The sequence below is a fragment of the Methanolacinia paynteri genome, from assembly GCF_000784355.1.
Taxonomy (GTDB): Archaea; Halobacteriota; Methanomicrobia; order Methanomicrobiales; family Methanomicrobiaceae; genus Methanolacinia; species Methanolacinia paynteri.
In genome coordinates, this window is record NZ_KN360934.1 from 23,531 (window position 1) to 47,253 (window position 23,723).

Genomic DNA, 23,723 nt, shown 5'->3' on the forward strand with positions numbered 1-23,723 from the left:
GGTCTTGTAATAAATATTTAGATTATAATAATACGAAAAGTTATGATTTTGATTTTTGTGCTATTTTATGCGGTTTTTATTCATATTACGTAATCCGGGTACAGCTAAATACTCTTATGCCTGCTTCCTGAAATCTCCTTCAGCGTGAATACATCTATCGATCCGCCCTGGATGTCCCCCTGTGCCTCACCCCTCTTGTCTTCCATGTCTCCCTCGATATCAAGGTAGGCCTCTTTGAGCCTGTCTATCAGGTCGGGGTCTGCATCCCATAGATCTCTGGCATTCGCTTCCAGAAGCCGTCTTCCTATCTCTTCAAGCGCCCAGGGGTTCTTTTCTGAGAAGAATTTCCTGTTTTCCTCGTTAAGGACGAAGGTTTCCGCGATGCTGTCGAAGATCGAATCGTCGACCTCTCCTGTCGTTGCCTCCCACCCGTAGACATGGGTTATCCTCTTCGAGATGTCCTCCGCACCCTTGTAGCCGTGCTTTTTCATCCCGTCGATCCATTTCGGGTTGAGAAGCTTTGTCCTTACAACCCTTCTGATCTCGTCTGCAATGGTCCTGACCTCGACAGTGTCGCGGCTCCTTGTATCCCCGTAATATACGGGAATATTATGTTGGCTTACGGTTCGTGCCGCAATCGTGAGGCCTCCGTGAGCACCGAAATAGCAGCAGCATCCGAGGAGATCGTATTCGTCTGTCATTGCGACGTTGAAAGTGAGATTCACGGATTTCAGCTGGGCGGTCATGTTTTCTTTTGCCGGAGTCCCGAAGTTCTCTTTCCCGTAGGCGTAACTGTTCCATTCGAGGAATACGTCGGCGATATCACCTTCATCCTTCCACGCAGAGGCATAGATCGCAAGATTGACTCCGTTTCCGTATGTTCCGGGCCGGTTCCCGAATATTCTGTCGGACGAGTTGTTTTCAAGGGAATGCTTTCTCAGGTAGTTTGCTTCGGGAGGCTCGTCAAGTTCTGCAACTGCTTTTATCACCTCATCCAGGAATTCGATGCAGTTGAAGAAGTTGTCCCTCATTATGCCTCCGATTTTAACGGTAATATCGATCCTCGGCCTTTGGAGCTCTTCGAGTGGGATAATCCTGAAGGATTTCACCTTCCCGGCTTTCCATACCGGCTCTGCACCTATCAGTTTCAGCATCTGGGAGAAGACCTCGCCGTCTCCCCACATGATATCGGTCGATACCCAGTAAAATGCGATGTTCTCGGGATATTTGTCATTTTCACGGAGGTACTTGGCCAGGACTTCATCCGCAAGCCGATTCCCTATTCTCCATGCGGCCTTTGTCGGAACCTTGTTCGGGTCGAGCGAATAAAAGTTTCTGCCGGTGGGCATGATCTCGGGATTTCCGCGGGTGACAAGTCCTGAAGGACCGGGTTCGATGTATCTGCCGTCAAGTCCGTGCAGAAGGGCGCCTGTTTCGTCCGAGTCTTCTATTCTCCTGTTGATTTCCATGATCTGCGAGAATATTGCATCTGCGTTTTCGGCCTGCTCCTTTGGCAAATCCTTTTTCACCCGGGATTTTATTGTTTCCCAAGGATTGCCGCCGGAGATTACAGTGCTGATGATCTCTTTCGAAAAGATCTCTTCTTTCCTTAATTTTTCGATTTCCTGCTCACTGGAACCACTGCCTGATATCGTGGATACGAGGTCATTTAAGGCACCGTCGTACGAGAGGATCGAGTATATCATCTCAACCCGATCCTCCCCTTCCGGGTTCTTCCCGAATATGTGCATTCCCTTCGGGATTTTGGTCTCGTATGTCTCGGTTACAACCTTGTGTGCGGCCTCTATTATCTCGTCGAACCCTGCTTCGATGTACTTCAGGCCCTTGAGGTTTATCGAGTATGAAATCCCGGTCTCTTCAAGCAGGTCCTCTATGGTGTGCGTCAGTGCATGGGCCCGGGCTTTATCGGAGACGACTGCCCGTTTATATTCGGCGATCTGCTCCTCGAGCTCTTTTAAATTCCCGTATAGTTCGGATGTCGTCATAACGGTCTGCATATGATCGATTATTGTAGCATACGAACGCCTCTTTGCAGTCGTTCCTTCGGGAGGATTGTCCGAGTTGTATATGTACAGGTGCGGCATGTTCCCTATGGCGATGTCAGGGTAACAGGAGTCCGAAAGACCGACGCCTTTTCCGGGCAGGAACTCGAGGTTGCCGTGGGTTCCGACATGAACGATCGCGTCTGCTCCGAACGTTTCATCAAGATAATGATATGTCGCAAGGTACTGGTGCGTCGGCGGGGTGTTTGCGTCATGTAGTATTTTACAGGCCTTGCCGTCGCATCTCGGGCCCGAACATCCTCTCTTCGGCTGAACGCAGACGATGACGTTTCCGAAGGAGACTCCTGTCACGACAATATCTCCTTTGTAGAGCATTGCCGGGGGAACACCGTCGATCTCTTCTCCCGGCGGATTTCCCCAGCATTCGGAGACCTCCTTTTGGACCTTTTCAGGAAGAGTCGAGAACCACTCCCTGTAGTCGTTGGCTTTTACGATATGAAGAGCGCCGCCTTTTTGCACGATCTCTTCAACTGACGTCCACCGGAACTCGGAAACCGCCTTTCTGGACATGATCTCGTTTATGAGCGCCTCTCCCGATTCGGGTGGTTCGACATTATATCCCGCATTCTTCATTTCTTTCAGAATGCCGGAGAGACTCTCAAGGGTGTCGAGATTTGCACCCGAACCGACCGTTCCCTCGACGGATGCACAGGGTTTGTTGTGAAGTATGAATACAATCTTTTTTTCTGAATTATTCTTCTTCGAGAGCCTGATCCATCTTTCAATCCTTTTTGCGATCTTATCGATCCTCTCTTCGTTGGGGACGTGCAGGCTTGTCTCGACACCCGAAACGGATTCCTTTTCTGCAAAAGAGAACGGGATCATCTCTGTCAGGCCCTGGAATTCGGGGAGGGCGACGGTCCATCCTGTTTCAGATCCGGTCATCCCGAATTCCGATCTTCTCCATTCTTCAACGGAGTCATGGTACATTGTAAGAGGATGGAAGACGGGAATTCCAATCTTCTTAAGGTGTCCGATATATGATTCACGGTCTCTGCTCTGGACGAACGACCTGAGATCAACAAGTGCGTCGAGTTTTTCAGGCATGTACTTCCTGATGCATTCCTCGCTTGAAAGTGTCCCGAGTTCGTCGTCGCCGTTTGAGAAGCAGAAGACGCAGATTGCGTTTGCAAACTGCTCTATTCTCCGTATGAAACTGTTAATCGCTCTTAAATCTCCGCATATCCACTGTATCCTCGGAAACAGGATGCCTACGTTATATTCGGATATGACTCCCCTGTAGTCGAAGTATTGTCCGGCGCTGTCGAGGACGAAAGGGATGTCAGGGTGGTAGATCCCCTCCCACCTCGTAGGCATGGGTTCGGCATAATGATAATCGAGGTTGAGGATCTTCGATGCACAGAACGCAAGCATGTTGTAGATATTCTCAAGTCCGCCGTAGAGGAAATATGCACTGACAGCGGAGACGATCTCTAGGGGAACGGTGGATGCCGACCAGAACATATCCGAAAAACCGTATGATACAACCGGAAGCTCCTCGGGGAATCCTTCTATTATATCATCCCAGTATGAATCGTGCGACGGGTGGATAAGAACGAAATCGGAGTCCATAAATGAACTGATGCATTCCGAAACCAGTTCGCTGTTCTCTTTTAAATCGTAGACGTTCCAGTCGGATACTTCGAACCCGATCCTTTTTGCCGCATGCCTGATAACCGATATTTCGCTTCCCCATGAAACCACGGTAAATTTAACCATATTTTTATCTCCGTTATTTTTCCGCCGGCCGCAGCGGGATTATATATGGCCGCTCGTTTTCCCTGTTGACGGACGCTTCTACTTCGTAAACGCTTCTTATGGTATCCCCTGTCAGGATTTCTTCAGGGCGGCCGCGGCTGTGGATCTTTCCTTTTTTCAGCATGACCATCTGGTCGCAGTAACCGGCGGCAAGGTTCAGGTCGTGCAGTGAGACGATAACGGCAGTGTTCTTTTCTTTCGTAAGAAACCGCATATTCTCCATGACTTCCATCTGGTGCTTTATATCCAGGCTGCTTGTCGGCTCGTCCATGAGGACGACCGGAGTTTCCTGTACAATCGCACGGGCGATCATTACACGCTGCCTCTCTCCCCCGGAAAGCTCTTTCGTCTTCCTGAATGCAAAATCCTCGATTCCAAGGAGTTTCATCGCTGAATAGACTTTCTCCTCGTCCTCCGGCCTGATATTCCAGTTGAGGTACGGCCGCCTTCCCATCAGGATAGTCTCGTAGACATAGGACGAGAGTCCTTCCGGGACACTCTGTGGAACATATGCGATCTTTTTCGCAATATCTATCCTGTCGAGTGTCTTCGAATCTGTTCCGAAGATCTCGACGGTCCCTTCCGGGTTCAGTATGCCGTCGATGCATTTGATGAGGGTAGTCTTCCCGCACCCGTTCGGGCCGACGAGACCAAGGATTTTTCCTTCTTCCGCTTCGAAAGAGATCCCTGAAAAGACTTCCTTCTGCCCGTATGAGAAGGAGAGATCATCTACTTTTACTGCTACCATCCCGTATCATCCCTCCTAAGGAAAAGGTACAGGAAGAACGGAACCCCAAGGAATGCTGTCATTATTCCTACCGGAATTACGGCGGGATAGATTATCGCCCGGCTCAGGCAGTCCGCACCGAGCAGAATCGCAGCTCCCATCAGCCCCGATGCAGGGATCAGTATCCTGTTGTCGCTGCCGGTGACCATCCTCGCGATGTGGGGGGCGACGAGCCCTATGAACCCTATGGTCCCCGTGAACGATATGATGACCGCGGTTATGAGGGATGCCGTGAACATGAAGATCGTCATCTCGCGTTCGACAGGCACACCAACCGATTTTGCGATCTCAGATCCCTCGGAGAGGGCGTTTAAATCCCATGCTTTCACCAGCAGATATGGGACTATGATCAGTAGGACGAGACAAACGATTCCGAGTTTGAGCCATGTCGTATCGTCGAGCGATCCGAACATCCAGTAGACTACCGAGGCTGCCTGGTCGGACGATCCGAAGTACTGCAGTAGCGAGGTTATCGCTGAAAACAGGTACATCAGTGCGATTCCGGCGAGTATCATCGACGAAGAAGACAGCCCTTTGTGCCTGGCCATAAGGTAGATCCCGAATGCGGCGAGCATCGAGAATATAAAGGCGAGGAGCATTATCGTGATGCTTCCTGAAAGGAGTGCGAATCCTCCGAACAGTATTATGGCGACAGATGCACCGCATGATGCTGCCGACGATATTCCGAGAGTGAACGGGCTTGCAAGTGGATTTCTCAATATTCCCTGCATTATCGTTCCTGCAATTGCAAGCCCGAATCCTGCGGCGATTGCGAACAGGACCCTGTGAAGCCTTATGTCCCAGACTACTATCTCCGTCATGGACTGTGAACCGTGCCCAGCTCCAAGGAAGAACTGGCTTAGTCGTTCTGAGAGTCCGGAGAAGAGGGCCTGGTAGGATTGAACAATTGAGATCTCGGCGGTGCCGAGAGTTATTCCTATGCCTGTTAATAGTATCAAAAGAATGATAATGCCAATGAAGAAGGCCTGCTTCTTAGCCCTGATCTTTTGGCATTGTGCCCTGAATTCGTTAGAGTCGATTGCCATCCATAATCTACCGCAGATGATCTATTGATTTCCACTCCAGACGAATACTCCGTTATTATTTACGTCAAAGTCCAGGTGCTGGAACTCAGAGATATATTCCTGGTGGACGGCGGTTGGGTCCACGTCCTTCAGTTCCTCGGGGTACATCCATTTGGCGAGGTATAAAGTACCTATTACGTATTCAGGTCCTCCGAAGATGTCGTTGCTCAGGATATATACATGTTCGTCCTTTACTGCATTGAGGTTCTGCCATCCTGCACGGTTTGTTAACATCTCGTAGACTTCCTGTGCTTTTTCAGTGTTGTTATCCTCATATCCTCCGAATGCAAGCTCCCCCGAGCCGATGAGCTTGACGATTACATCAGGGTTTTTGACAAGTATCTCTTCGGGGTTTACAATCGGGTATTCGGGTGTGGCATCTTCGAAGATGCTGACTCCGCCCGCGAGGTTTATCTTCTCGTTGTATCCCGAGCCGTTTGCAGCACTCTTGTAGTCGTCCCAGCTTTCGAAGTAGACCCTTGTTCTTTCATCCTTCGGGATATTTTCATATGCAGAATCGATGGCATTCATCTGCTCATTGTAGAAACCGGTAAGTTTTTCAGCTTCATCTTCTTTGTCGATTACTGCGCCGAGAAGTTTTGTCTCATTGATGTATGTCGAAGGATAATACATGTCGAACCTGAACACCTTGATCGAAGGGTTCATTGACTGGATCTTTTCCTGTATTTCGTCGGCTGTCTCCTCCATGAAGTCGGCATAGAGGAAGACTGCATCGGGTGACAGCGAAATTATTTTTTCGTAGTCGGGCGACCAGACTGAGCCTATGTTCTCCTTGTCGGAGTATTCGGGGAAGAAGACCTCGTCTGCAAGCGTGTATTTCCCGACCCCGGATACCATATCTTCGTCGAGTCCTAGAGACCTCATAGTCTCAAGGGTTTCGCTGTTCATTACGGCGATATTTCTTAAGGGCCTGTAAAGGGTGATCTCCTGGCCTTTTGTATCGGTAACGGTCTTCGGTTTCCCGTCCCAGTTTGCATAGATATATGCGGCGTCCGCGAGATCCTGGTCGTAAGCGGCGTTGTCGTTTCCGTTGATGTACTTCTCCGTAAGGTAAGAAAGGATCTCCGGCACAAGTTCGTCTTCCGTGATCTCCATATCGCCATTCTTATCCAGCGGAAGACCCTCGGAATTTTCCTGCGTAGCTGCATATACGGGAATTGTAAACAGGAATGCAGCCGAAAGCATCAGAATAAGGACAAATGCCGCTTTCTTTTGTGTAGACTTCATTTTAGTTCTCCTCCCCGGATGTTTTTTTGCCGGAAGTTTTCACGACAAGTCCTGCTATGCCCGCAGAGAGTAGTGCGAATATGCCCGAACACCCGAAAGGTGCTTCTTTTGCAGAAGTTGAGGAAGGAATTTGCTCTTCTTCCGATTCTTTAACCGAGAGCTCCTCTCCACCGTGCGTGCCGGTCGAGATATCATCCCAGGATGAAAGGATCTCGCCTGTTGCAAGGTTGGGGCAGATAACATCGATGTAGATCCCGGTCTCACCCGTGAGGGTTGCGATGAACGTTTCATCATCGCTCCCGTAGTTTTCAGCAGGGATGTTCGTATCTACGATCTCGAAGGTTCCGGGAAACTCTATGCTCAGGCCTCCTGCGGTAATGTTTGAGATCGAAATCGATATTCTGTATTCGTCGGGATCTCCTGTAGGAGTAATAGTATAAGTCGCCCCCTGGAGATTATCTGCGGCTGCCGCGTGAGCGGATAACGCCGCCAGAAGCATTATGGCAATCAGGAACTTGTATTTCATGGATATCCAATCCCTTAGTTGTTAGGATCTAATTATCTTTATTAATTTTATTTAGTATTATTTTGTTCATTTTGGTAATTCTATCGTATGAAAAAAATTTATTTTTTTATTACTCAATTACTAATTCATCTGGGAGGTCATAAAGACCTGAGAAATTAAGGGCGGTGCAATTTTATTTCGATAAGATCTATCTGTCTGATTACTACAAAATCCCGGGCGTTTATTTAAGTAATATTATTTGATTGAAAAAGGTTTTTTATTTTTCAGGTTTTGGTCAATTCCCGCCGATCTTCTCTGTTATTTCAAAAATTCCAGGATAATCACCGGGAAGCTCTTTTCCTTCCAGCCCCGATACCAGGAGTGAGGGATCATTGGAAAATTCTGCTATTATCGCTTCTTTGTTGTCTATACTGTTCCTTAGATATGACGATGTCTCCTGATCGATCTTGTTCAATATATAATATACCGGAACGTCGATCTTTTCAGCCATTCTTGCGACCTCTTTTGAAAGATGCAGGGATTCGTAGGACGGATCTATGATCATCAGGATTGCGTCGCACATCTGGTCGATGCCCCTGCCGAAATGCTCTATCCCCGCTTCGGTGTCGACAATAACGATATCTTTGTCCGAAAGCTTAAGTTCGGAGATAAAACGCTTCGACAGTATCCCCATCGGGCATGCGCATCCTTCTCCGGCTTCGTGAATCTTTCCGATTGCAACGAGTCCGATCGAATCTTTTTGGGAGATATAGTCTTTGGGAATATCATCAAACGTCCAGTTCAATTTAGGTGGCTCTCCACCTTCTCTCGCCTTTCTGAATCCCTCCATCATGCCCTTTTTTCCGCCGAAGTATCCCATCAGATCTTTGGGGGATTCCATCCCGAGTATTCTGTTGAGGCTGGCATTCGATTCGTCGGTGTCCACCACAAGTACCCTGTGGCCGTTTTCACTGTAATACCTGGCAAGAAGGGTGGTGATTGTACTCTTGCCTGAGCCTCCTTTTCCGCATATTATTGCTTTCATGGTAATTCCTTTTAGTATTACTTAGTTTGAAATTCGTAATATTTAATTTGCGCGTTTTGATCCTATATTTCTAACTGCCATAAAATGCATCGTCCTGTAAATAAATGAAAATTATAACCAAAATGAATAAAAGTAATCATTTAACCTCTACTTTTATTTAATTATGACAATTTCAAATAATAATGTTTATACTGTGTAACAATTAATAAAAAATTATAATTATGTCTTACTCGAAGGGGGGTAAGTTGTACTTTATGTACCGGCTGGTCTGGCATTTTTATTCACAAATTTAATTGAGGTGAGAATTTGGCAATGCGATTTAAATTGAGAAACGAGGATGGTGTATCTCCGGTCGTCGGCGTCATGCTGATGCTGGTCGTTACTATCATCATCGCTGCTGTCGTGAGCGGTTTTGCAGGGGGAATCATGGGTTCGAACAACCAGAAAACACCCATGCTCTCGATGGATGCAGAGATCACAAACACCGGCTATGCTGCCGGCAGTGGATTTAAAGCGACCGTTACTTCGGTCAGCGAACCGATTGCAACAAACAATCTGAAGATTACTACATCATGGTCAACTACGAACAAAACCGAAGAGTCGTATGGCGATCCTGTGATGGGAGGGGCCACAGTTATTGGTCAGGAAATTAATTACTATCAATACTCAAAATCAACGGGTATAACAACCACTAAAATTTTGCTTCCACCTTATGGATTTGGTGCAGGTGTCGAAAATTCAACACTTTTTGAGCCGTATAATGACGAGCAGTCATTTGGGGTTTTTACCTTCCAACAGGGAACAGGACTTATAGCGAACCCTAGTGGTTCAGATGATTCTCTTGGCTATGGTTATGGTATCAACAACTTAAGGTATAGTTATACCAAAGGTTCCGATGGTGAAACGGGTACGACTGGTATAACACCCACTATTGGAGAGGCAGGGATGACAGGGAAATTAGATCCTATGCAGGCGATGCTTGGCGAAGGCTGGGAGTACCTGCGTGCAGGGGATGTCGTTCAGATAAGTGTCGTTTATGTCCCGACCGGCAAAGTAATCCTTTCAAAGAATATTGCGGTGGGTGAGTGAAAATGATTAAAGAATTTTATGAAGAAGCCGTATCCCCTGTAGTCGGCGTCATGCTGATGCTGGTCGTAACCATAATCATCGCGGCTGTAGTCAGCGGTTTTGCGGGCGGAATGATAGACTCGCAGGGTGTCGCTCCGCAGGCGACCATAAAAGGAAGTTTCAGTTTAACTGACGGTCTGGCAATTCGCCATACCGGTGGAGATCCCCTTCCTATGCATGACCTGAACATTATTATGTGGGACGGTCCTACATTCGGAGAGGACGTGGAGATCATCTCTAAGCAGGTCGTGAACATGTCTCTGTTTAGAAATGCGGAAGATGAGCAGATCTATTATGAAAATAATGGAACATATACCGTGAATTCATTCAAGGCAGGAGAATCGATATACATCAAAGTTGATAACTGTACTCCTGAACTACTCCAGCCTGACATTATGCCGTCAGATTATGAGCATGATGATGGTAAGTTTTATACTACCGTTGATAGTCCGGATCCTGATGAGGATGCACTTCGCTGGAGTATGTGTCTTTTCAACAACGATAACATTGGGAACGTGTTCTATATTTCACTTAGCGATGATTCGGGAAATTCAATCGCCCAGACATCGGTTGTGGTTACGGCATGAGGAGAGAAGTGAGGAATAATTACGAGTATTGTGGTGAATGAAATGATAAGGAAATCAAATGAAAATGCGGTCTCCCCGGTCGTCGGGGTCATGCTGCTACTCATAGTGACCATAATTATTGCTGCTGTTGTCAGTGGTTTTTCCGGCGGCCTTATCGACAGTACAGGTAAAGCCCCTGAACTGACGATGGACGTTCATATAAAGAACAATGGCTACTGGTCCGGAAGTGAGTTCTCAGCGAGAGTAACCGGTGTAGACAAGGGAATTCCTACTTCCGACCTCAAAATTGTAACCTCGTGGAATCACGAGGATTCTGACGGCAGGTTCTCCGGCGGGGCAACAATCATGCCAAAAGTGCCGAATGTGTATCTTATAATGTCAACCTCTGTTGGTGACAGTAATATGGATGCCCACTTTTACAATGCACCTTATGGATATGGTATAGGTGTCGGCGATGCAGAAGGATCTGCAGGTACAGGAAGTGTTCAGGGGGGTTCTCCAGATAAACATTACGGGAACTATTCTCTGACTGTCGGAACTGTCATGTGGGCGGAGCCCTTCGGTGCCAGCGCAAATCCTGTGGCTGGTGCCTATACTGGAAAATCATATGACAATGTTGGATACGGTATCACGGACAGTGACGGCAATGGCGGTCGCTGGGAATATCTGTATAGTAACGAAACTGGCATTTCTGGTAGTAAAGAGAGTGAGGGTGAATACCTGACTGGTGAAGTAGAACTCGTATTTAATCCCCCGGGAGACGGGTTTAAAGGTGAAATAGAAACGGTCACTCCTGGTACTTATCATGATCTTTCCAATTACGATGCAATGCAAGCCGTCCTTGGCAAGGACTGGGAGCAGCTTCGTGCCGGAGATATCGTTACGGTAAGCGTCGTTCATATCCCGACAGGCAAGACCATCTGGGAAGATGACGTTGTGGTGGAGGGATGAAAAAGATGTTAATTTTACGAAATGATGAAAACGGAGTTTCGCCTGTTATCGGCGTCATGCTGATGCTGGTCGTTACGATCATCATCGCGGCTGTCGTAAGCGGTTTTGCGGGCGGAATGATGCAGACAAAGGAGCCTGCTCCGCAGGCATCGATATCCGCATCGTACAGCCAGTATTATGGCCTGACTATGACCCATTCTGCAGGTGATTCTATTGAAACAAGGGATGTTCGTCTATACATACGTCCTTCTGATGAATTCGGGCGCGGCCAGGACCTTTACGGCGAACTTTTGATCAACCAGGCATGTATTACCGATGCATATGGCAACCGTTGGTTAAATGCAAATGATGGTACATACGAGGTAATGTCCTGGCGCCCCGGAGAGACCATGTATATCGTTGGTGGTGAGGATCTTCAAAATAGTGGAATATTAGATAAACCGCAAGACTGGCCTCCATGCTATTATTCGGGTCTGCAGGGAGGTGCAGCCGGAGGTAATGTTGACAATTATTGTTATTTAGATAGCATAAACAACCAGATCAACATCGGGAAAACAATTACACTTGAAGTCGTGCAGAGCGACGGTCAGGTTATTGCGTCTGCCGATATGTCGGTAGAACCATAAACTAAAATTTAATTTCTCCGGAAAGGAGAATCAGAGGCAGGATGGTATCTGCCATCTTCCTTTCCTTTTTTTAATCAATTATGAGGACTGATAAAATGAGCCAAAATGATGACAATATAAAATACTGGAGCGATTGCTGGAAGGCGACGACTTCGGCAGTGCAGACGGAACAGGATGAGGACAAAGTAGCTGAAAGGTGGAACCAGAGATGGGAGAAACGCCCGAAGAGGCCGGAAGGCAGCGGCCCCGGCGAAGAGATGATGAGGAGATCCTCCCTTGAAACGATCGGCTTTCTTGAAGAGAACGGCTTTAAAATTAAAGGTTCGAAGATCCTCGATATCGGGTGCGGCCCCGGTGTTCTTTCGATTCCTCTCGCAAGACTCGGTGCCGAAGTTACATCGCTCGACATCTCGTCGACATCGCTTGAAAGAGTGGCGGAAGCGGCGGAGAAAGAATCCCTGGACGTTGAAACTATGGTGTGCTCCTGGTGGTCGGCGGATATAGACAAACTCGGCCTTAGGAACAAATACGATCTCGTAATCGCATCGAGGACTCCGTCAATTAACGATGCTGAGACCCTTGAGAGGATGATGGCATGCTCGAAGAACCTCTGCTATTATTCCAGTTTCCTCAACGTAGGTGAGAACAGGGAGCATATGGAGATCATGAAACTTCTTTCCGGCGAAGAGAAAGAACCAGAAGGAATGATGCGCAATCGCCATCACCAGGCGTATACCATGTTCTTCCCGTTTATGTACCTTTATTTCGCAGGCTATCGGCCCGTTGTAAAGATCAATCAAAAAGAGCGGGAAAAAGAAGTAAAATGGGAAGATGCCGCCGAAAAGGCGATGCGTTTCTTCGGACACGGCCATGATCTCGACGATGAAACAAAAGATAAGGTCAGGAATTACTACCGGGATGCATCTAAAGAAGGGATGTACCGCAAAAGCCCCTCAGGTTGTCACGGTATGATGATATGGGATGTAAACGGGAGATTATAACAGTTACCTTTTTTTTTATAATCAAAATCCGAATTCTTCAAAGATTTTTATCAATGATTTTTTGTAAAGTTCCGAATTTGATTATCCTGCGATTATACTCCTTTTTGAGTAGTGGTTGAAGCCTGAAAACCAGTAATCTGAGCTTATTCCAGCTGCTTTTGCAGGATTTTAGGGATCAATGTTTCAAAATCGCCCTGGAAACAGATTTTTTAGGGATTAAAACCCAAACTGCGTCGATATAACGGTACGTCATCGCCCTTTTTGTACGATTTTTATATCGATGGAAGAGGAGATCGTGGAATACGTGGCTTCTGTGTTGATTATCTAAACTTCAATTTGTGCGTATTTTTTTGTTATTCATGTTTTAATTTACAATTTAGTAATCCCCGAAAAAGTCGTACTCCTAAATTCTTTCACTGATAATTAGTTTTTGCGTGAAAATTTCATTGCCAAAAATGAAAAAGGGGGATTATTTTATTTGCTTATTATCCTCATACGAATGTCAAAAAAATTACATAAAATCCTATGAATGCCAGAATTATACCGAGAATTACCTTCATCTCCCTCCTGTGTTTTTCGCGGAATTCGTCTACGGCAGCCGGTGACAGTCCGGAATATACAAGTGCGACAATAACAACAAGCGGAAGAACGAACATCAGGTTATACAGTACGAGATAGGGCATACCCTCCCGGAATGTCATCTCCGAGGACAGGAGACTCAGAACTGCAAGGTAGATCCCTCCCGTGCATGGAAGTTCGAAGACCCCTACAAGGACACCGAGTAAAAACGCAGCCGGAACAGATGCTTTTTTGATGATATTTCCGATAAATTCCTTTGATGATACGGGAATACGGAGTTTCACAGGAGTATCTTCGGCAATGCCTTCATTAATGCTGAGAATACCTGCAGTTACGGCAACAACACCGGCAATGATTGAAAAGACAAGTGAGGACCCTGTGAAGGAAACGATGCTCATGATTCCCAAACCGGCTAAGATATAGAATATGAATACTGCCGATATATATGAAAATCCGATTGCGAGGATCTTTTTCTTCGAACCTGCAGCCATGAGGGAGACCAGCAGGAACACAAGTACGGCAAAAGCGCACGGATTGATGCCGTCCAGGAGGCCGGCAGTCAGGACAAGGTACGGATTTAATTTTAATTCCGGATGTTCGGAATATGATCCCGGATGACTGTGTTCGACAGGTTCGGTGTACCATCTCTTTTCATATTCCGCATCGGGTATGGAGCGGTTTTCAACGCTCTTAAAAATATCTTCGATATTTGAATTGATCGCATCAAAACCCTCGATTACAATGGTGTCTCCCGTATATATTGCAGGGTATGAAGGAAAGGTGATATTATGATGCTCGGCAAAATCGTATAAAGCTGTCAGGTTTTCGTCCGAAAGTTCAATATTATAATATGATACGCTGATGTTTGGGTGGTTTCCGGCAGTCTCTTCAATAACGGGCAGCGCCTTCAGGCATCCGCTGCAGTGAGTGCTGTAAAAAATGTAAACCGTCGTATTTGAATATGAAAAGTCGTGAGCAGTATTTTCTGCGGAAAAATTTACGGCACTGTTCCCGTTTGTAGAGCCGTAACCTGCATATGCCGGGCAGACGAGAATAAGCAGAAGAAATATGCTGCAGAAAACTACTGTCTGTTTGCTGTTTAATGTACCTTTCATCCGGATCAGGATTCACAAATTGTTTAATGTAATATTTGGTACACAAATAGAAAAAAGTAATACTCCTGCTCTCAGGTGAGATCTTTCCCTTTTCATAATAATGCCCGACTAATGTCTAATCTCCTGGTTTAATATGACCTTAATCGGGCCTTATCTGAATGAATTTCGATTTTCTGTATTTATTATACAGTTATATTTGGTTATATAATTCGATAAAAAAGATCTGCAGATCAATTTAGTAATACTTTTAATGCTGCGTGTAATAATTATTATTTTGTTTTGTTGTTGCGAATATGACTGTTCTGCAAAATCTTTATGCAAGAAGGCGGATTCTGAATTCTCGTTTTTTTGCTGCAACTGCATGTTCCGATGATTAAACGGAGGAAATATGAGGACTGGTATTTTGAAATTAGTTTCAGGCATATTGCTGTTGTGCCTGCTGATTGTTCCGGCGATGGCCGATACTGCGGATGATTTCATGTTCAAAGAGCTTGGAGAGCGTGCTGCACTCCTTGCCATGGATGAGCTTGGATTCGGATACGGCGACCCTGATGTCTTGGTCTTGACAAACGCCGGCCGTGCTGTTGTGGATGGTCAGCCGACGAATAAGGTACTATCGGGGATCACAAATATATCCGGCCTTTCAAACGGAGATGGAAACCTCTATACAATAAACCGGGCCGACTGGAAAGCGCTCTGGATCTATTTCTATGACCGGGATACCGGAATGGGGCTCTATCTGGTTCCTGCAGACAGGTATTATACCATGACAAAGGGTGAGATCATCAGTCTTCCGCTTGAGAATACCTTCTCGACCGCAGATCTCATAACAGGTGATATTTATATGATGCTTGAAGACACCGATGCGGGCAATGCAACGCAGGAGGCACTTGGCGGGAATGCATTCTCGCTTCTTTCCATTTCGAATTCGTGGGCATACGGTGCACCGTATGATCTCATGACCGTCGCGTCGCTTCATAACCATTTGTGCCCCGGAGTTCTCGGCGGATATATCCCTGCGAAATATGTCGAGGAAAAACTTCCTGCTGAAGAATCTGATTCATATACGGCAGTATTCACATCAGCCTCATGCAAACTCGATGCATTCCCGATAATGTGGGACATGACGCCGGGAAAGCAGAACCTGGCAATTGTGTCCGATGGTTTTACTGAGGATTCACAGGCCGCATTCACTGAAAAATATAATGCAACGCCGGCAGGTGTATTCGTCAGGTGGAACAGCGGAGAAAAATCGGGTGATGGAATCGTAATTGCTTCTCTTCCGTCGACTTCACCTGCATATGAAGGCCCTTCGTGGGGTACAAAGGTCTATGGATCCGTTGAGAAGGTAAAATGTCTTGGCGATCTCGACAGCATCTATACCACGATCTACGAGTTCAAGGTTGACAGTGATGAGCTTTCCGAACTTAAAAATCCTGAAAACAACCCCTATGAAGTCATAGGGATGATTTAAACAACTACATTTATTTTTAAAGGTGTTAATATGGACAAAAACGATAATTTGGATAATTGGATCAAATGCTGGAAAGAATCGGCACGCAATGCCCAGATTCCTTTTGATGAAAGCAGAACGGCTGAAATGTGGAATAAGAGGTCCGATACATTCGGTATGGATCGCAAAAGCGGCCGTATGCACAAGAGAACGGAAAATATCTTTGCCATGTTGAAAGAAGCCGGATTTAATCCCGAGGGGGCAAAAGTCCTTGACATCGGGTGCGGACCCGGAACACTTGCAATTCCCCTTGCAAAGGCTGGAGCGGAAGTGACGGCGATTGACATTGCATCTGGTATGCTTGACAGGCTCAGGGCAACGGCAAAAGAGGAGAACCTTAACATTGATGCAAGGGAGCTTTCCTGGTGGACTGCGGATATTGATGACCTGGGATTCAGAAAACAGTTTGATCTCGTACTTGCGTCGATGACGCCAAGTATCAACGGTGTCGAAAGTTTTGAGAAGATGATATCCTGTTCGAAGGGTCTTTGCTATTACAGTAACTTTGTCCGGAGAGGACAGAATCCTGCACATGAGGAGATCAGAAAACTCCTTGAACCGAAGGACGGAGCAAAAAGAGCAGAGGACCGTCCCGATCATCCCCCGCACGGTCATTCGCATGGACCGGGGAACGGATTATTCTTCCCTTTCATGTACCTCTATCTTAACGGGTACTGCCCTGATGTTAAAATCGTCAATTCAGAGCATATGATGGAGAAAGGTCCTGAAGATGCAGCTGAAAGAACCATTGATATGATGAGCCGCGACAGAACCCTTGATGAAGAAACACAGGCAATTATCCGGAACTACTACAAAACTGCCTCTGAAAACGGAACCTACAGCCCAAGTTCATCTACATACACCGGTATGATGGTCTGGAAAATTTAGGCGGGCTATCAACCCTCTTTTTTAATTTTGCTCATGTAAGGAATGTCCGAGGGAATATAATTTGGTCTCTTTTATGTGTAATCATTTCATATGTCTGTACACTTTGTTATCTGTAAGTCAAATGATCACACTTTTTATTTAAACTATTTAATATTGTAAGACTATGTTCTTGAAAGGAATTTTACCTGTGATGATAATTCTGCTCTTTACAGCCGCAATTCTCGTATCAGGCTGTTCTGAAAGTACTGCATATGTTTATAGCGGCGATGAAGAATCATCCGTAACGATAACCGACAGCTACGGCCGTGAAGTTACGATACCGTCCGATATCGACAGCATCGTATGCTCATCGGGAGGTACATGCACCCGGTATATCACATATATGGAATCGTCTGATCTTTTTATTGGTATTGAAAGCGGCGAAGAGGAGAACGAAACAAACAGGCCGTATGTACTTGTGAATCCTCAGTTTGCGGATCTTCCTGTCGCCAGCACCAAGAGTGACGGGGCGAACCTCGAACAGATAATGGTCCTGGACCCGGACGTGATATTCACGGCCGGAACTACAGTGACAAATGAGTCTGGTGAAACGGCCTCGCCTGCTGATATAATGCAGTCGAAGACAGGTATTCCCGTAGTTGCATTCTCGTCGGGATCATTCAGCGATGATGAAAGCCTGGAAAAGATGTTTGCCGGATTCCGGATTATCGGCGAGGCTCTCGGAAAGGAGGAACGTGCTGAAGAACTGATCCGATATATCGAAGATTCAAAAGCCGACCTGATAGAGCGGACCGCAGATATTCCCGAATCCGAAATAAAAACTGCATTTATCGGAGGCCTTTCACACAGCGGAGCTCATGGTCTGATGTCCACAAGTTCACAGTATGTTCCCTTTGAATGGTGCAACGTTGCGAATATCGCTGCTACAGATTCCGACATATCCAGTTCCGACTTTTCGAAAGAGTCGTTGATATACGCAGACCCGGATTACATCTTCATTGACGCCGGAACATTGAATGTAGAGGATGAGATCGGGGGATTTGAAGATATAAAAAGTACGGTCTTCTCTGATCTAAAGGCAGTGAAAAGCGGGGATGTATATGCAACTCTTCCATATAACAGTCGGGCAACAAATTATGCCACCGTCCTTGCTGATGCATATTATATCGGAAAGACCGTCTATCCTGAGAAATTCGGGGACATAGATGCAGAAGAGAAGGCCGATGAGATCTATACGATGTTTGTCGGAGAGCCTGTTTTCGACAGGCTAAATGAAATCTGTAATAATCAGGGCTTTAAAAAAGTGAACCTTGAATAAATATTTTCATCTTTTCTCTTTTAGAAGGAAAATTCGGAATGCTTTTGAATTCTCTTCCTCCGTTGTAAGTTTAATAGTTTACATGGGGATTATTATTTCTGATCAAAATGATCACACTTTTTATTGAAAGTATCGAATATTATCATATTATGATCTGGAAAGGAGTATTCCAGGGGGCAATTATTCTGCTTTTTGCAGCTGCAATTCTCGTATCCGGTTGTTCGGAGAGTACTGCATATGTTTATAGTGGCGATGAAGAATCATCCGTAGTGATAACCGACAACTACGGGCGTGAAGTTACTGTCCCTTCTGAAATCGGCAGCATAGTATGCTCATCAGGAGGAACCTGTACAAGATACATTACATATTTGGAGTCTTCAAACCTGCTTGCCGGTATTGAAAGCGGCGAAGAGGAAACTGAAACCAGCAGGCCTTATACCCTTGTGAATCCGCAGTTTGCAGATCTTCCGATCGTCAGCACCAGGGGCGACGGGGCGAACCTTGAACAGGTTATGCTCGTAAATCCACAGGTCGTTTTCATGGCAGGAACAACGGTAACCAACGAGTCCGGCGAAACTGCTTCTCCTGCGGACGTCATGCAGACTAAGACGGGTATTCCCGTAATTGCATTCTCATCGGGATCATTCAACGATGATGAAAGCCTGGAAGAGATGTTTGCGGGATTCAGGCTTTTGGGAGAGGCTCTAGGGAAAGAAGAACGTGCTGAGGAACTAATTGCATATATTGAAGATTCGAAAGCCGACCTGATGCAACGGACTGCAGACATTCCCGACTCAGAACAAAAGACTGCATATATCGGGGGTTTATCAGCAGGAGGAGCACACGGTCTGATGTCAACAAGTTCACGGTATGTTCCGTTCTCATGGTGTAATATTGTGAATGTCGCGGCCAATGATGCGGATATCTACAGTACTGATTTCTCGAAAGAATCATTGATCTATGCAGATCCCGATTATATCTTCATAGATGCGGGAACACTTCGCGTAGAGGATGAGATCGGTGGATTCGATGACATAAAAAGCCAGATTTTCTCCGAACTAAAGGCTGTGAAAAACGGGGATGTTTACTCGACTCTGACCTATAACTACCGTGCCACAAATTATGCCACAGTCCTTGCCGATGCTTATTATGTGGGAAAAACGGTTTATCCTGAAAGGTTTGAGGATATAGATCCAAAAGAGAAAGCCGACGAGATCTATACGATGTTTGTCGGTGAGGCGGTCTTTGACAGGCTTAATACGATATCCAACAACCAGGGGTTCGAAAAGATTCCTCTTGAGTAGACCCTTTTGCTTATCCTGAAAACAGGGTATTCAACCTAATTTTCTATTTATTCCGATTGAATGAAAATGAACTGGAATTAGTTCATGCCATGATGCTGGTTATTTTTCCGTCTTGAGTAGTATGATATTTATCAACTGTTTATAATTATTAAATCAAGTTGTAAATTGGAAAAGCATTTAGTAATACTTTTATTAACTAATGTATTATTATTGAAAGGGCTTATTGGATATTTTCATCAGCTCCGCACATGCGATTCAGTTCTGTGAATGCCCGCTGGCATCCGGTTCGAATCGGTTTTAAATGAGATGATTGTTATGAAAGAGGATTGGTTTAAAGCAATATTCTGTCTGGTTGTAGCAGTTGTGCTATGTACACAGATAGTGGCAGCATCGCCTGATGCAGATCAAATGGAGGCTCTGGGGGAATATGCAGCCACAATTGCAATGGATGAACTTGGATTTGATTACGGCAGCCCGGACGTTGTTGTCCTGACGGATGCCGGCCGTGTTCTGGTGGACGGTCAGACCACAGAAAAGATCATATCCGGGATTACCAAAGTATCGGGACTGCAAAACAGTGACAACACGCTGTTCCAGATTAACCGTGCAGAATGGAATGACCTCTGGTTCTATTTTTACGATAAAGACACAGGAAAAGGTCTCTATCTTGTGCCGAAAGAGAGCTTCTTCAATATGAGCGCAGCAGCGGTCGAATCACTGTCTCCTGAGGATGCATTCTCGACCGTTTCTCTGGTCACAGGCGATATCTACCAGATGCTTGAAGATACCGATGCAGGCAATGCAACACAGAAGGCTCTTGGAGGCAATGCATTCTCGCTGGTTTCACTATCAAACGGCTGGGCATATGGTGCTCCGTATGATCTTATGTACGCGGCATCGCTTCACAATCACTTCTGCCCCGGAGTATCGAGTGGATACATTCTCGTAAAATACGTCGAGGAAAACCTGCCGCTGACCGATGGAACATCGTATACGGTAATCTCAAATCCCACCTGGTGTAAAGAGGATTTATACCCGACCCTCTGGGATATGACACCCGGAAAGGGCGGAGTGGCTTCTTCGGTTGTATTTACGGATGAGGATGAGGAGTATCTCACCAATGAGTATGGTATCCGCCCTGCAGGTATCTTCGTCCTCTGGGACAGGAAGGCTAACAACGGTACAGGCCTCGCACTTGGATTCCAGTTCGACGAATCGGAATGGACCGGCCCTTCCTGGGGTCAGAAGGTTTATCAAACCGCGGATATGGTGCAGAATCTCGATCATCCCGAAGATTATGTTAAAGTCATGAAGGAATTCACGGTGGATTCCGGGATGCTCTCCGAGCTGAAAGATCCGCTGAATAATCCCTATGAAGTAATCGGAATGATGCAGTAACGGTTACCATATTCTTTAAATTACTCTTTTTTAGATTAAACTCTGGAGGCATGCCCTGATAGTAAAAGTAAGGCAAATTTAGATATTTTTTATTTCAATCTTAAATTATTTCCATATCTTTATGGCAATTGTGTTAATAAACAATCCATTTAGTAATACTTTTATTGTACAAAATATCAATATTTCAAAGAATCATTGATCTCACTTTTACTACTTTGATAGAGAAGAGTGTATTATGGTCTGAATTCTTAAATGCTGATTAAAAAAGGGGTTATTGCTAAAAGGTGTTATCATGAAAAATCTTCATAAAGATCTGTTAATTTTGTCCATGCTGTTTGTCATAATCGCAGTAGCGATATCGGGCTGTACCGGGCAGGGGCAGCAGGCAGGAAAAGAAAACGCTGGTGTTTCGTCAACCCAGGCGGATTTGATCTATCTGGCCGCCAGCGACTGCGGGTATCCCCAGCCCTTTACCTGCTATACCCGGGGGCCGTCCTCCGCAAAGGTCAGGATGATCTTCGACAGCCTTGTAGAGAGGGACGAAAAGGGAATTATCCCATGGCTTGCCGAAAGCTGGGATATAAGCGATGACGGTCTGGAGTATACTTTCTACCTTCGCGATGATGTATATTGGCAGGATGGCGAGCCTTTTACGGCCGACGACGTCAAATTCACATTCGACTATGAACTGAAAAATGTTCCCGTAACAGGCAGTATCGAATCAGGAATTGTTAAGAGTGTGGAAGTAGTCGATTCCGGCACCGTCAAATTCATTCTTGAGAATCCTGCCTCAACCTTCCTGTATAAACTAACGGGATTCTACATAATCCCCGAACATATCTATGCGAATGTTTCGGATCCGACAAGTTATCTCGAACCCGATGGGGTGACAGGAACAGGACCGTATCTTCTTGACGAATACAACAAAGAGCATGGTACATACAGGTTTGTCACGAATGAGAACTTCTGGGGTCCCGATACTGCTATCAAAACCGTTGAATTCGTTCCTGTAAGTGACGAACTGATCGCTTTTGAGCAGGGGGATATAGATTTCACAGGTATCACCCCCGATGTCCTGGGGAGATTTGAATCAGATCCCGATGTAAGAATTGTTCAGCAGCCGGCATTCTGGGCGTACCAGTTCTATTTCAATATGAATAAATGCCCTGAATTAGGCGATAAAAAGGTAAGGCAGGCCTTTGCATATGCAATCGATCGCGATGAACTGATCGAAAAAATCGCACGTGGTGCAGGCAAACCCGGAAATATGGGCATTCTGCCTGAAGATCACATATGGTATAACTCCGATCAGCCTGCATATTCCTATGATCCTGAAAAGGCGAAGGAGCTGCTTGATGAAGCAGGCTGGACCGATACCGACGGTGACGGATTCAGGGATAAGAACGGGGAGAAGATGTCGTATTCCTTAACCACAGGTGAAGACACCCAGGTTCGTATCGCGGAAATCATCAAGGAAAGGCTTGGCGAGGTAGGAATAGACGTTCAGGTCCAGGCACTTGAGAGCAGGTCCCGTGATGCAAACCTCGTAAGCGGGGATTTCGAACTCTTAATCAACGGCTACGGAGGCTGGGGACAGGACCCCGACTTCCTGAGGTCCAGGTACTGCGTTTATGAAAACGGTTCCGGAGGAAATGCGGTATCGTCCGGTGCTGCATCATGGGGCTACAATAACGCGGATCTAAATGAACTAGGTCTCCTCCAGCTCCAGGAACTCGATGAAGACGCGAGGAAAGACCTGATCTACCAGATGCAGGAGATCCTGGCAGATGACGTTCCGGCGATACCCCTGTATTACACCACCAGCTATGATGCTTGGAGAATTTCCGACTACGACGGGTGGATGAACATGTACGACCATCACGCCAGAACACACAGCAAGCTTTCATATCTTATGAGGGATGGAGTTGCAGCACAACGATAACCTGAAAAACCTGGTCGACTGCTGGAAAGCGGAGACCTCAAACATCCCTCACCATTCGGATGAAAAACGGATGATCGAGTTCTGGCAGAAGTGCTCGGCAAGGTTTGCGAAAAATGTCGATGAAGAAAAAGGTAAGCAGAGGATTGCCGGAATCCTGGAATTTCTTGAAGATTCCGGTTTTAACCCCGCCGGGTCAAAAGTTCTCGATATCGGCTGCGGCCCGGGCACCCTGTCCCTTCCACTCGCCCGCCTGGGCGCCGAAGTGACGGCTCTCGATATATCGTGCGGGATGATTGATAGGCTGAGAGAAACTGCAGAAAGCGAAAATTTGTCTGTAAAACCGATGGAATGCTCATGGTGGAGTGCGGATATAGATTCACTCGGGTTAAGGGGAAAATACGATCTCGTCCTTGCCTCGATGACTCCCGGAGTAAACGATATAAAAAGTTTTGAGAAAATGATGGCATGCTCCCGGGGCTTCTGCTACTACAGTAATTTCGTACACAGAAACGAGGACCAGTCCCATAATGTGCTCCGCAGTATGATATTTGACGAGCAGGAAGCCGACGGGAAAACTTTGAATGCCCATGGAAGCGGGATGTTTTTCCCGTTCATGTACCTGTATATTTCAGGATTCCGTCCGCTGATAAAGGTCAGCCATCTCGAAGGAAAGGAGGAATCCCCCTGGGAAGAGGCTGCCGAACGGGCGAGTGCCTTTCTGGCACACGGCAAGGACCTCGACGACGATAAAATTCAGATGATTCGTGATTACTTCAGGGCCAAATCGCCGGACGGCATCTACAGAACGGAATCGGACGTATATACCGGGATGATGATCTGGACTGTAAACGGCAGATGATG

General features: G+C 46.2%; 19 protein-coding genes. 12 read left to right on the forward strand and 7 right to left on the reverse strand.

The features are described 5' to 3' along the window. Positions 1-104: 104 nt before the first annotated feature. The 6 genes from cobN to METPAY_RS08660 form a co-directional block, all read right to left on the reverse strand. Entirely contained in the window at positions 105-3,803 is a 3,699-nt protein-coding gene (gene cobN, locus METPAY_RS08635; protein ID WP_048151413.1) for a cobaltochelatase subunit CobN, read from the reverse strand. 13 nt (positions 3,804-3,816) lie between these two features. Next, the gene (locus METPAY_RS08640) at positions 3,817-4,590 is read right to left on the reverse strand and encodes an ABC transporter ATP-binding protein (protein ID WP_048151416.1); all 774 of its coding nucleotides are present in this window, start codon (positions 4,588-4,590) and stop codon (positions 3,817-3,819) included. Continuing rightward, positions 4,584-5,675: a FecCD family ABC transporter permease gene (locus METPAY_RS08645; protein WP_048151418.1), complete on the reverse strand. Its 1,092-nt coding sequence runs from the start codon at positions 5,673-5,675 to the stop codon at positions 4,584-4,586. Before METPAY_RS08645 ends, METPAY_RS08640 begins: the two co-directional genes overlap by 7 nt. A gap of 21 nt (positions 5,676-5,696) precedes the next feature. Beyond that, positions 5,697-6,962: an ABC transporter substrate-binding protein gene (locus METPAY_RS08650; RefSeq protein WP_048151420.1), complete on the reverse strand. Its 1,266-nt coding sequence runs from the start codon at positions 6,960-6,962 to the stop codon at positions 5,697-5,699. 1 nt (position 6,963) lies between these two features. Next, the gene (locus METPAY_RS08655; protein ID WP_048151422.1) at positions 6,964-7,488 is read right to left on the reverse strand and encodes a hypothetical protein; all 525 of its coding nucleotides are present in this window, start codon (positions 7,486-7,488) and stop codon (positions 6,964-6,966) included. A gap of 274 nt (positions 7,489-7,762) precedes the next feature. After that, a complete protein-coding gene (locus METPAY_RS08660) occupies positions 7,763-8,512 on the reverse strand; it encodes an ATP-binding protein (RefSeq protein WP_048151424.1) in 750 nt (249 codons plus the stop codon). A gap of 312 nt (positions 8,513-8,824) precedes the next feature. Between METPAY_RS08660 and METPAY_RS08665 the strand changes: the two genes are divergently transcribed. From METPAY_RS08665 to METPAY_RS08685, 5 genes are all read left to right on the forward strand, one after another. Continuing rightward, positions 8,825-9,601, forward strand: a complete 777-nt coding sequence (locus METPAY_RS08665) for a type IV pilin (protein ID WP_048151426.1) — start codon at positions 8,825-8,827, stop codon at positions 9,599-9,601. A gap of 2 nt (positions 9,602-9,603) precedes the next feature. Beyond that, a complete protein-coding gene (locus tag METPAY_RS15340; protein ID WP_084600773.1) occupies positions 9,604-10,227 on the forward strand; it encodes a type IV pilin N-terminal domain-containing protein in 624 nt (207 codons plus the stop codon). A gap of 42 nt (positions 10,228-10,269) precedes the next feature. Further along, positions 10,270-11,178 carry a type IV pilin N-terminal domain-containing protein gene (locus METPAY_RS14240; protein ID WP_084600775.1) on the forward strand — a complete coding sequence of 303 codons (909 nt, stop codon included), beginning with the start codon at positions 10,270-10,272 and terminating at the stop codon, positions 11,176-11,178. Then, positions 11,175-11,804: a type IV pilin N-terminal domain-containing protein gene (locus METPAY_RS15345; RefSeq protein WP_052418746.1), complete on the forward strand. Its 630-nt coding sequence runs from the start codon at positions 11,175-11,177 to the stop codon at positions 11,802-11,804. The genes METPAY_RS14240 and METPAY_RS15345 overlap by 4 nt, the downstream gene beginning before the upstream one ends. Positions 11,805-11,899: 95 nt before the next feature. Further along, the gene (locus METPAY_RS08685) at positions 11,900-12,805 is read left to right on the forward strand and encodes a class I SAM-dependent methyltransferase (protein ID WP_048151427.1); all 906 of its coding nucleotides are present in this window, start codon (positions 11,900-11,902) and stop codon (positions 12,803-12,805) included. Positions 12,806-13,296: 491 nt separating this feature from the next. Here the strand turns inward: METPAY_RS08685 and METPAY_RS08690 are convergent, their stop codons facing one another. Then, positions 13,297-14,499: a cytochrome c biogenesis CcdA family protein gene (locus METPAY_RS08690; RefSeq protein WP_048151429.1), complete on the reverse strand. Its 1,203-nt coding sequence runs from the start codon at positions 14,497-14,499 to the stop codon at positions 13,297-13,299. Between the two features lie 388 nt (positions 14,500-14,887). On the opposite strand from METPAY_RS08690, the gene METPAY_RS08695 reads away from it, so the two are divergent. The 7 genes from METPAY_RS08695 (at position 14,888) to METPAY_RS08725 (ending at position 23,721) form a co-directional block, all read left to right on the forward strand. Next, positions 14,888-15,973 carry an FmdE family protein gene (locus tag METPAY_RS08695; protein WP_048151430.1) on the forward strand — a complete coding sequence of 362 codons (1,086 nt, stop codon included), beginning with the start codon at positions 14,888-14,890 and terminating at the stop codon, positions 15,971-15,973. 30 nt (positions 15,974-16,003) lie between these two features. After that, complete coding sequence (locus tag METPAY_RS08700) at positions 16,004-16,900, forward strand: class I SAM-dependent methyltransferase (RefSeq protein WP_048151432.1); 897 nt, start codon at positions 16,004-16,006, stop codon at positions 16,898-16,900. A gap of 163 nt (positions 16,901-17,063) precedes the next feature. Then, complete coding sequence (locus METPAY_RS08705) at positions 17,064-18,218, forward strand: ABC transporter substrate-binding protein (protein WP_048151434.1); 1,155 nt, start codon at positions 17,064-17,066, stop codon at positions 18,216-18,218. A gap of 149 nt (positions 18,219-18,367) precedes the next feature. Further along, positions 18,368-19,522 carry an ABC transporter substrate-binding protein gene (locus tag METPAY_RS08710; protein WP_048151606.1) on the forward strand — a complete coding sequence of 385 codons (1,155 nt, stop codon included), beginning with the start codon at positions 18,368-18,370 and terminating at the stop codon, positions 19,520-19,522. Positions 19,523-19,837: 315 nt separating this feature from the next. Beyond that, the gene (locus tag METPAY_RS08715) at positions 19,838-20,920 is read left to right on the forward strand and encodes an FmdE family protein (RefSeq protein WP_048151609.1); all 1,083 of its coding nucleotides are present in this window, start codon (positions 19,838-19,840) and stop codon (positions 20,918-20,920) included. A gap of 292 nt (positions 20,921-21,212) precedes the next feature. Further along, the gene (locus tag METPAY_RS08720) at positions 21,213-22,862 is read left to right on the forward strand and encodes an ABC transporter substrate-binding protein (RefSeq protein WP_048151436.1); all 1,650 of its coding nucleotides are present in this window, start codon (positions 21,213-21,215) and stop codon (positions 22,860-22,862) included. Beyond that, positions 22,846-23,721 carry a class I SAM-dependent methyltransferase gene (locus METPAY_RS08725; RefSeq protein ID WP_211251527.1) on the forward strand — a complete coding sequence of 292 codons (876 nt, stop codon included), beginning with the start codon at positions 22,846-22,848 and terminating at the stop codon, positions 23,719-23,721. Before METPAY_RS08720 ends, METPAY_RS08725 begins: the two co-directional genes overlap by 17 nt. The last annotated feature ends 2 nt before the right edge of the window (positions 23,722-23,723 follow it).

Excerpts from the sequence above, each read along its gene's own strand:
- cobN (WP_048151413.1), bottom strand. The coding sequence starts at position 3,803 with ATGGTTAAATTTACCGTGGTTTCATGGGGAAGCGAAATATCGGTTATC.
- METPAY_RS08640 (WP_048151416.1), bottom strand. The coding sequence starts at position 4,590 with ATGGTAGCAGTAAAAGTAGATGATCTCTCCTTCTCATACGGGCAGAAG.
- METPAY_RS08645 (WP_048151418.1), bottom strand. The coding sequence starts at position 5,675 with ATGGCAATCGACTCTAACGAATTCAGGGCACAATGCCAAAAGATCAGG.
- METPAY_RS08650 (WP_048151420.1), bottom strand. The coding sequence starts at position 6,962 with ATGAAGTCTACACAAAAGAAAGCGGCATTTGTCCTTATTCTGATGCTT.
- METPAY_RS08655 (WP_048151422.1), bottom strand. The coding sequence starts at position 7,488 with ATGAAATACAAGTTCCTGATTGCCATAATGCTTCTGGCGGCGTTATCC.
- METPAY_RS08660 (WP_048151424.1), bottom strand. The coding sequence starts at position 8,512 with ATGAAAGCAATAATATGCGGAAAAGGAGGCTCAGGCAAGAGTACAATC.
- METPAY_RS08665 (WP_048151426.1), top strand. The coding sequence starts at position 8,825 with ATGCGATTTAAATTGAGAAACGAGGATGGTGTATCTCCGGTCGTCGGC.
- METPAY_RS15340 (WP_084600773.1), top strand. The coding sequence starts at position 9,604 with ATGATTAAAGAATTTTATGAAGAAGCCGTATCCCCTGTAGTCGGCGTC.
- METPAY_RS14240 (WP_084600775.1), top strand. The coding sequence starts at position 10,270 with ATGATAAGGAAATCAAATGAAAATGCGGTCTCCCCGGTCGTCGGGGTC.
- METPAY_RS15345 (WP_052418746.1), top strand. The coding sequence starts at position 11,175 with ATGAAAAAGATGTTAATTTTACGAAATGATGAAAACGGAGTTTCGCCT.
- METPAY_RS08685 (WP_048151427.1), top strand. The coding sequence starts at position 11,900 with ATGAGCCAAAATGATGACAATATAAAATACTGGAGCGATTGCTGGAAG.
- METPAY_RS08690 (WP_048151429.1), bottom strand. The coding sequence starts at position 14,499 with ATGAAAGGTACATTAAACAGCAAACAGACAGTAGTTTTCTGCAGCATA.
- METPAY_RS08695 (WP_048151430.1), top strand. The coding sequence starts at position 14,888 with ATGAGGACTGGTATTTTGAAATTAGTTTCAGGCATATTGCTGTTGTGC.
- METPAY_RS08700 (WP_048151432.1), top strand. The coding sequence starts at position 16,004 with ATGGACAAAAACGATAATTTGGATAATTGGATCAAATGCTGGAAAGAA.
- METPAY_RS08705 (WP_048151434.1), top strand. The coding sequence starts at position 17,064 with ATGTTCTTGAAAGGAATTTTACCTGTGATGATAATTCTGCTCTTTACA.
- METPAY_RS08710 (WP_048151606.1), top strand. The coding sequence starts at position 18,368 with ATGATCTGGAAAGGAGTATTCCAGGGGGCAATTATTCTGCTTTTTGCA.
- METPAY_RS08715 (WP_048151609.1), top strand. The coding sequence starts at position 19,838 with ATGAAAGAGGATTGGTTTAAAGCAATATTCTGTCTGGTTGTAGCAGTT.
- METPAY_RS08720 (WP_048151436.1), top strand. The coding sequence starts at position 21,213 with ATGAAAAATCTTCATAAAGATCTGTTAATTTTGTCCATGCTGTTTGTC.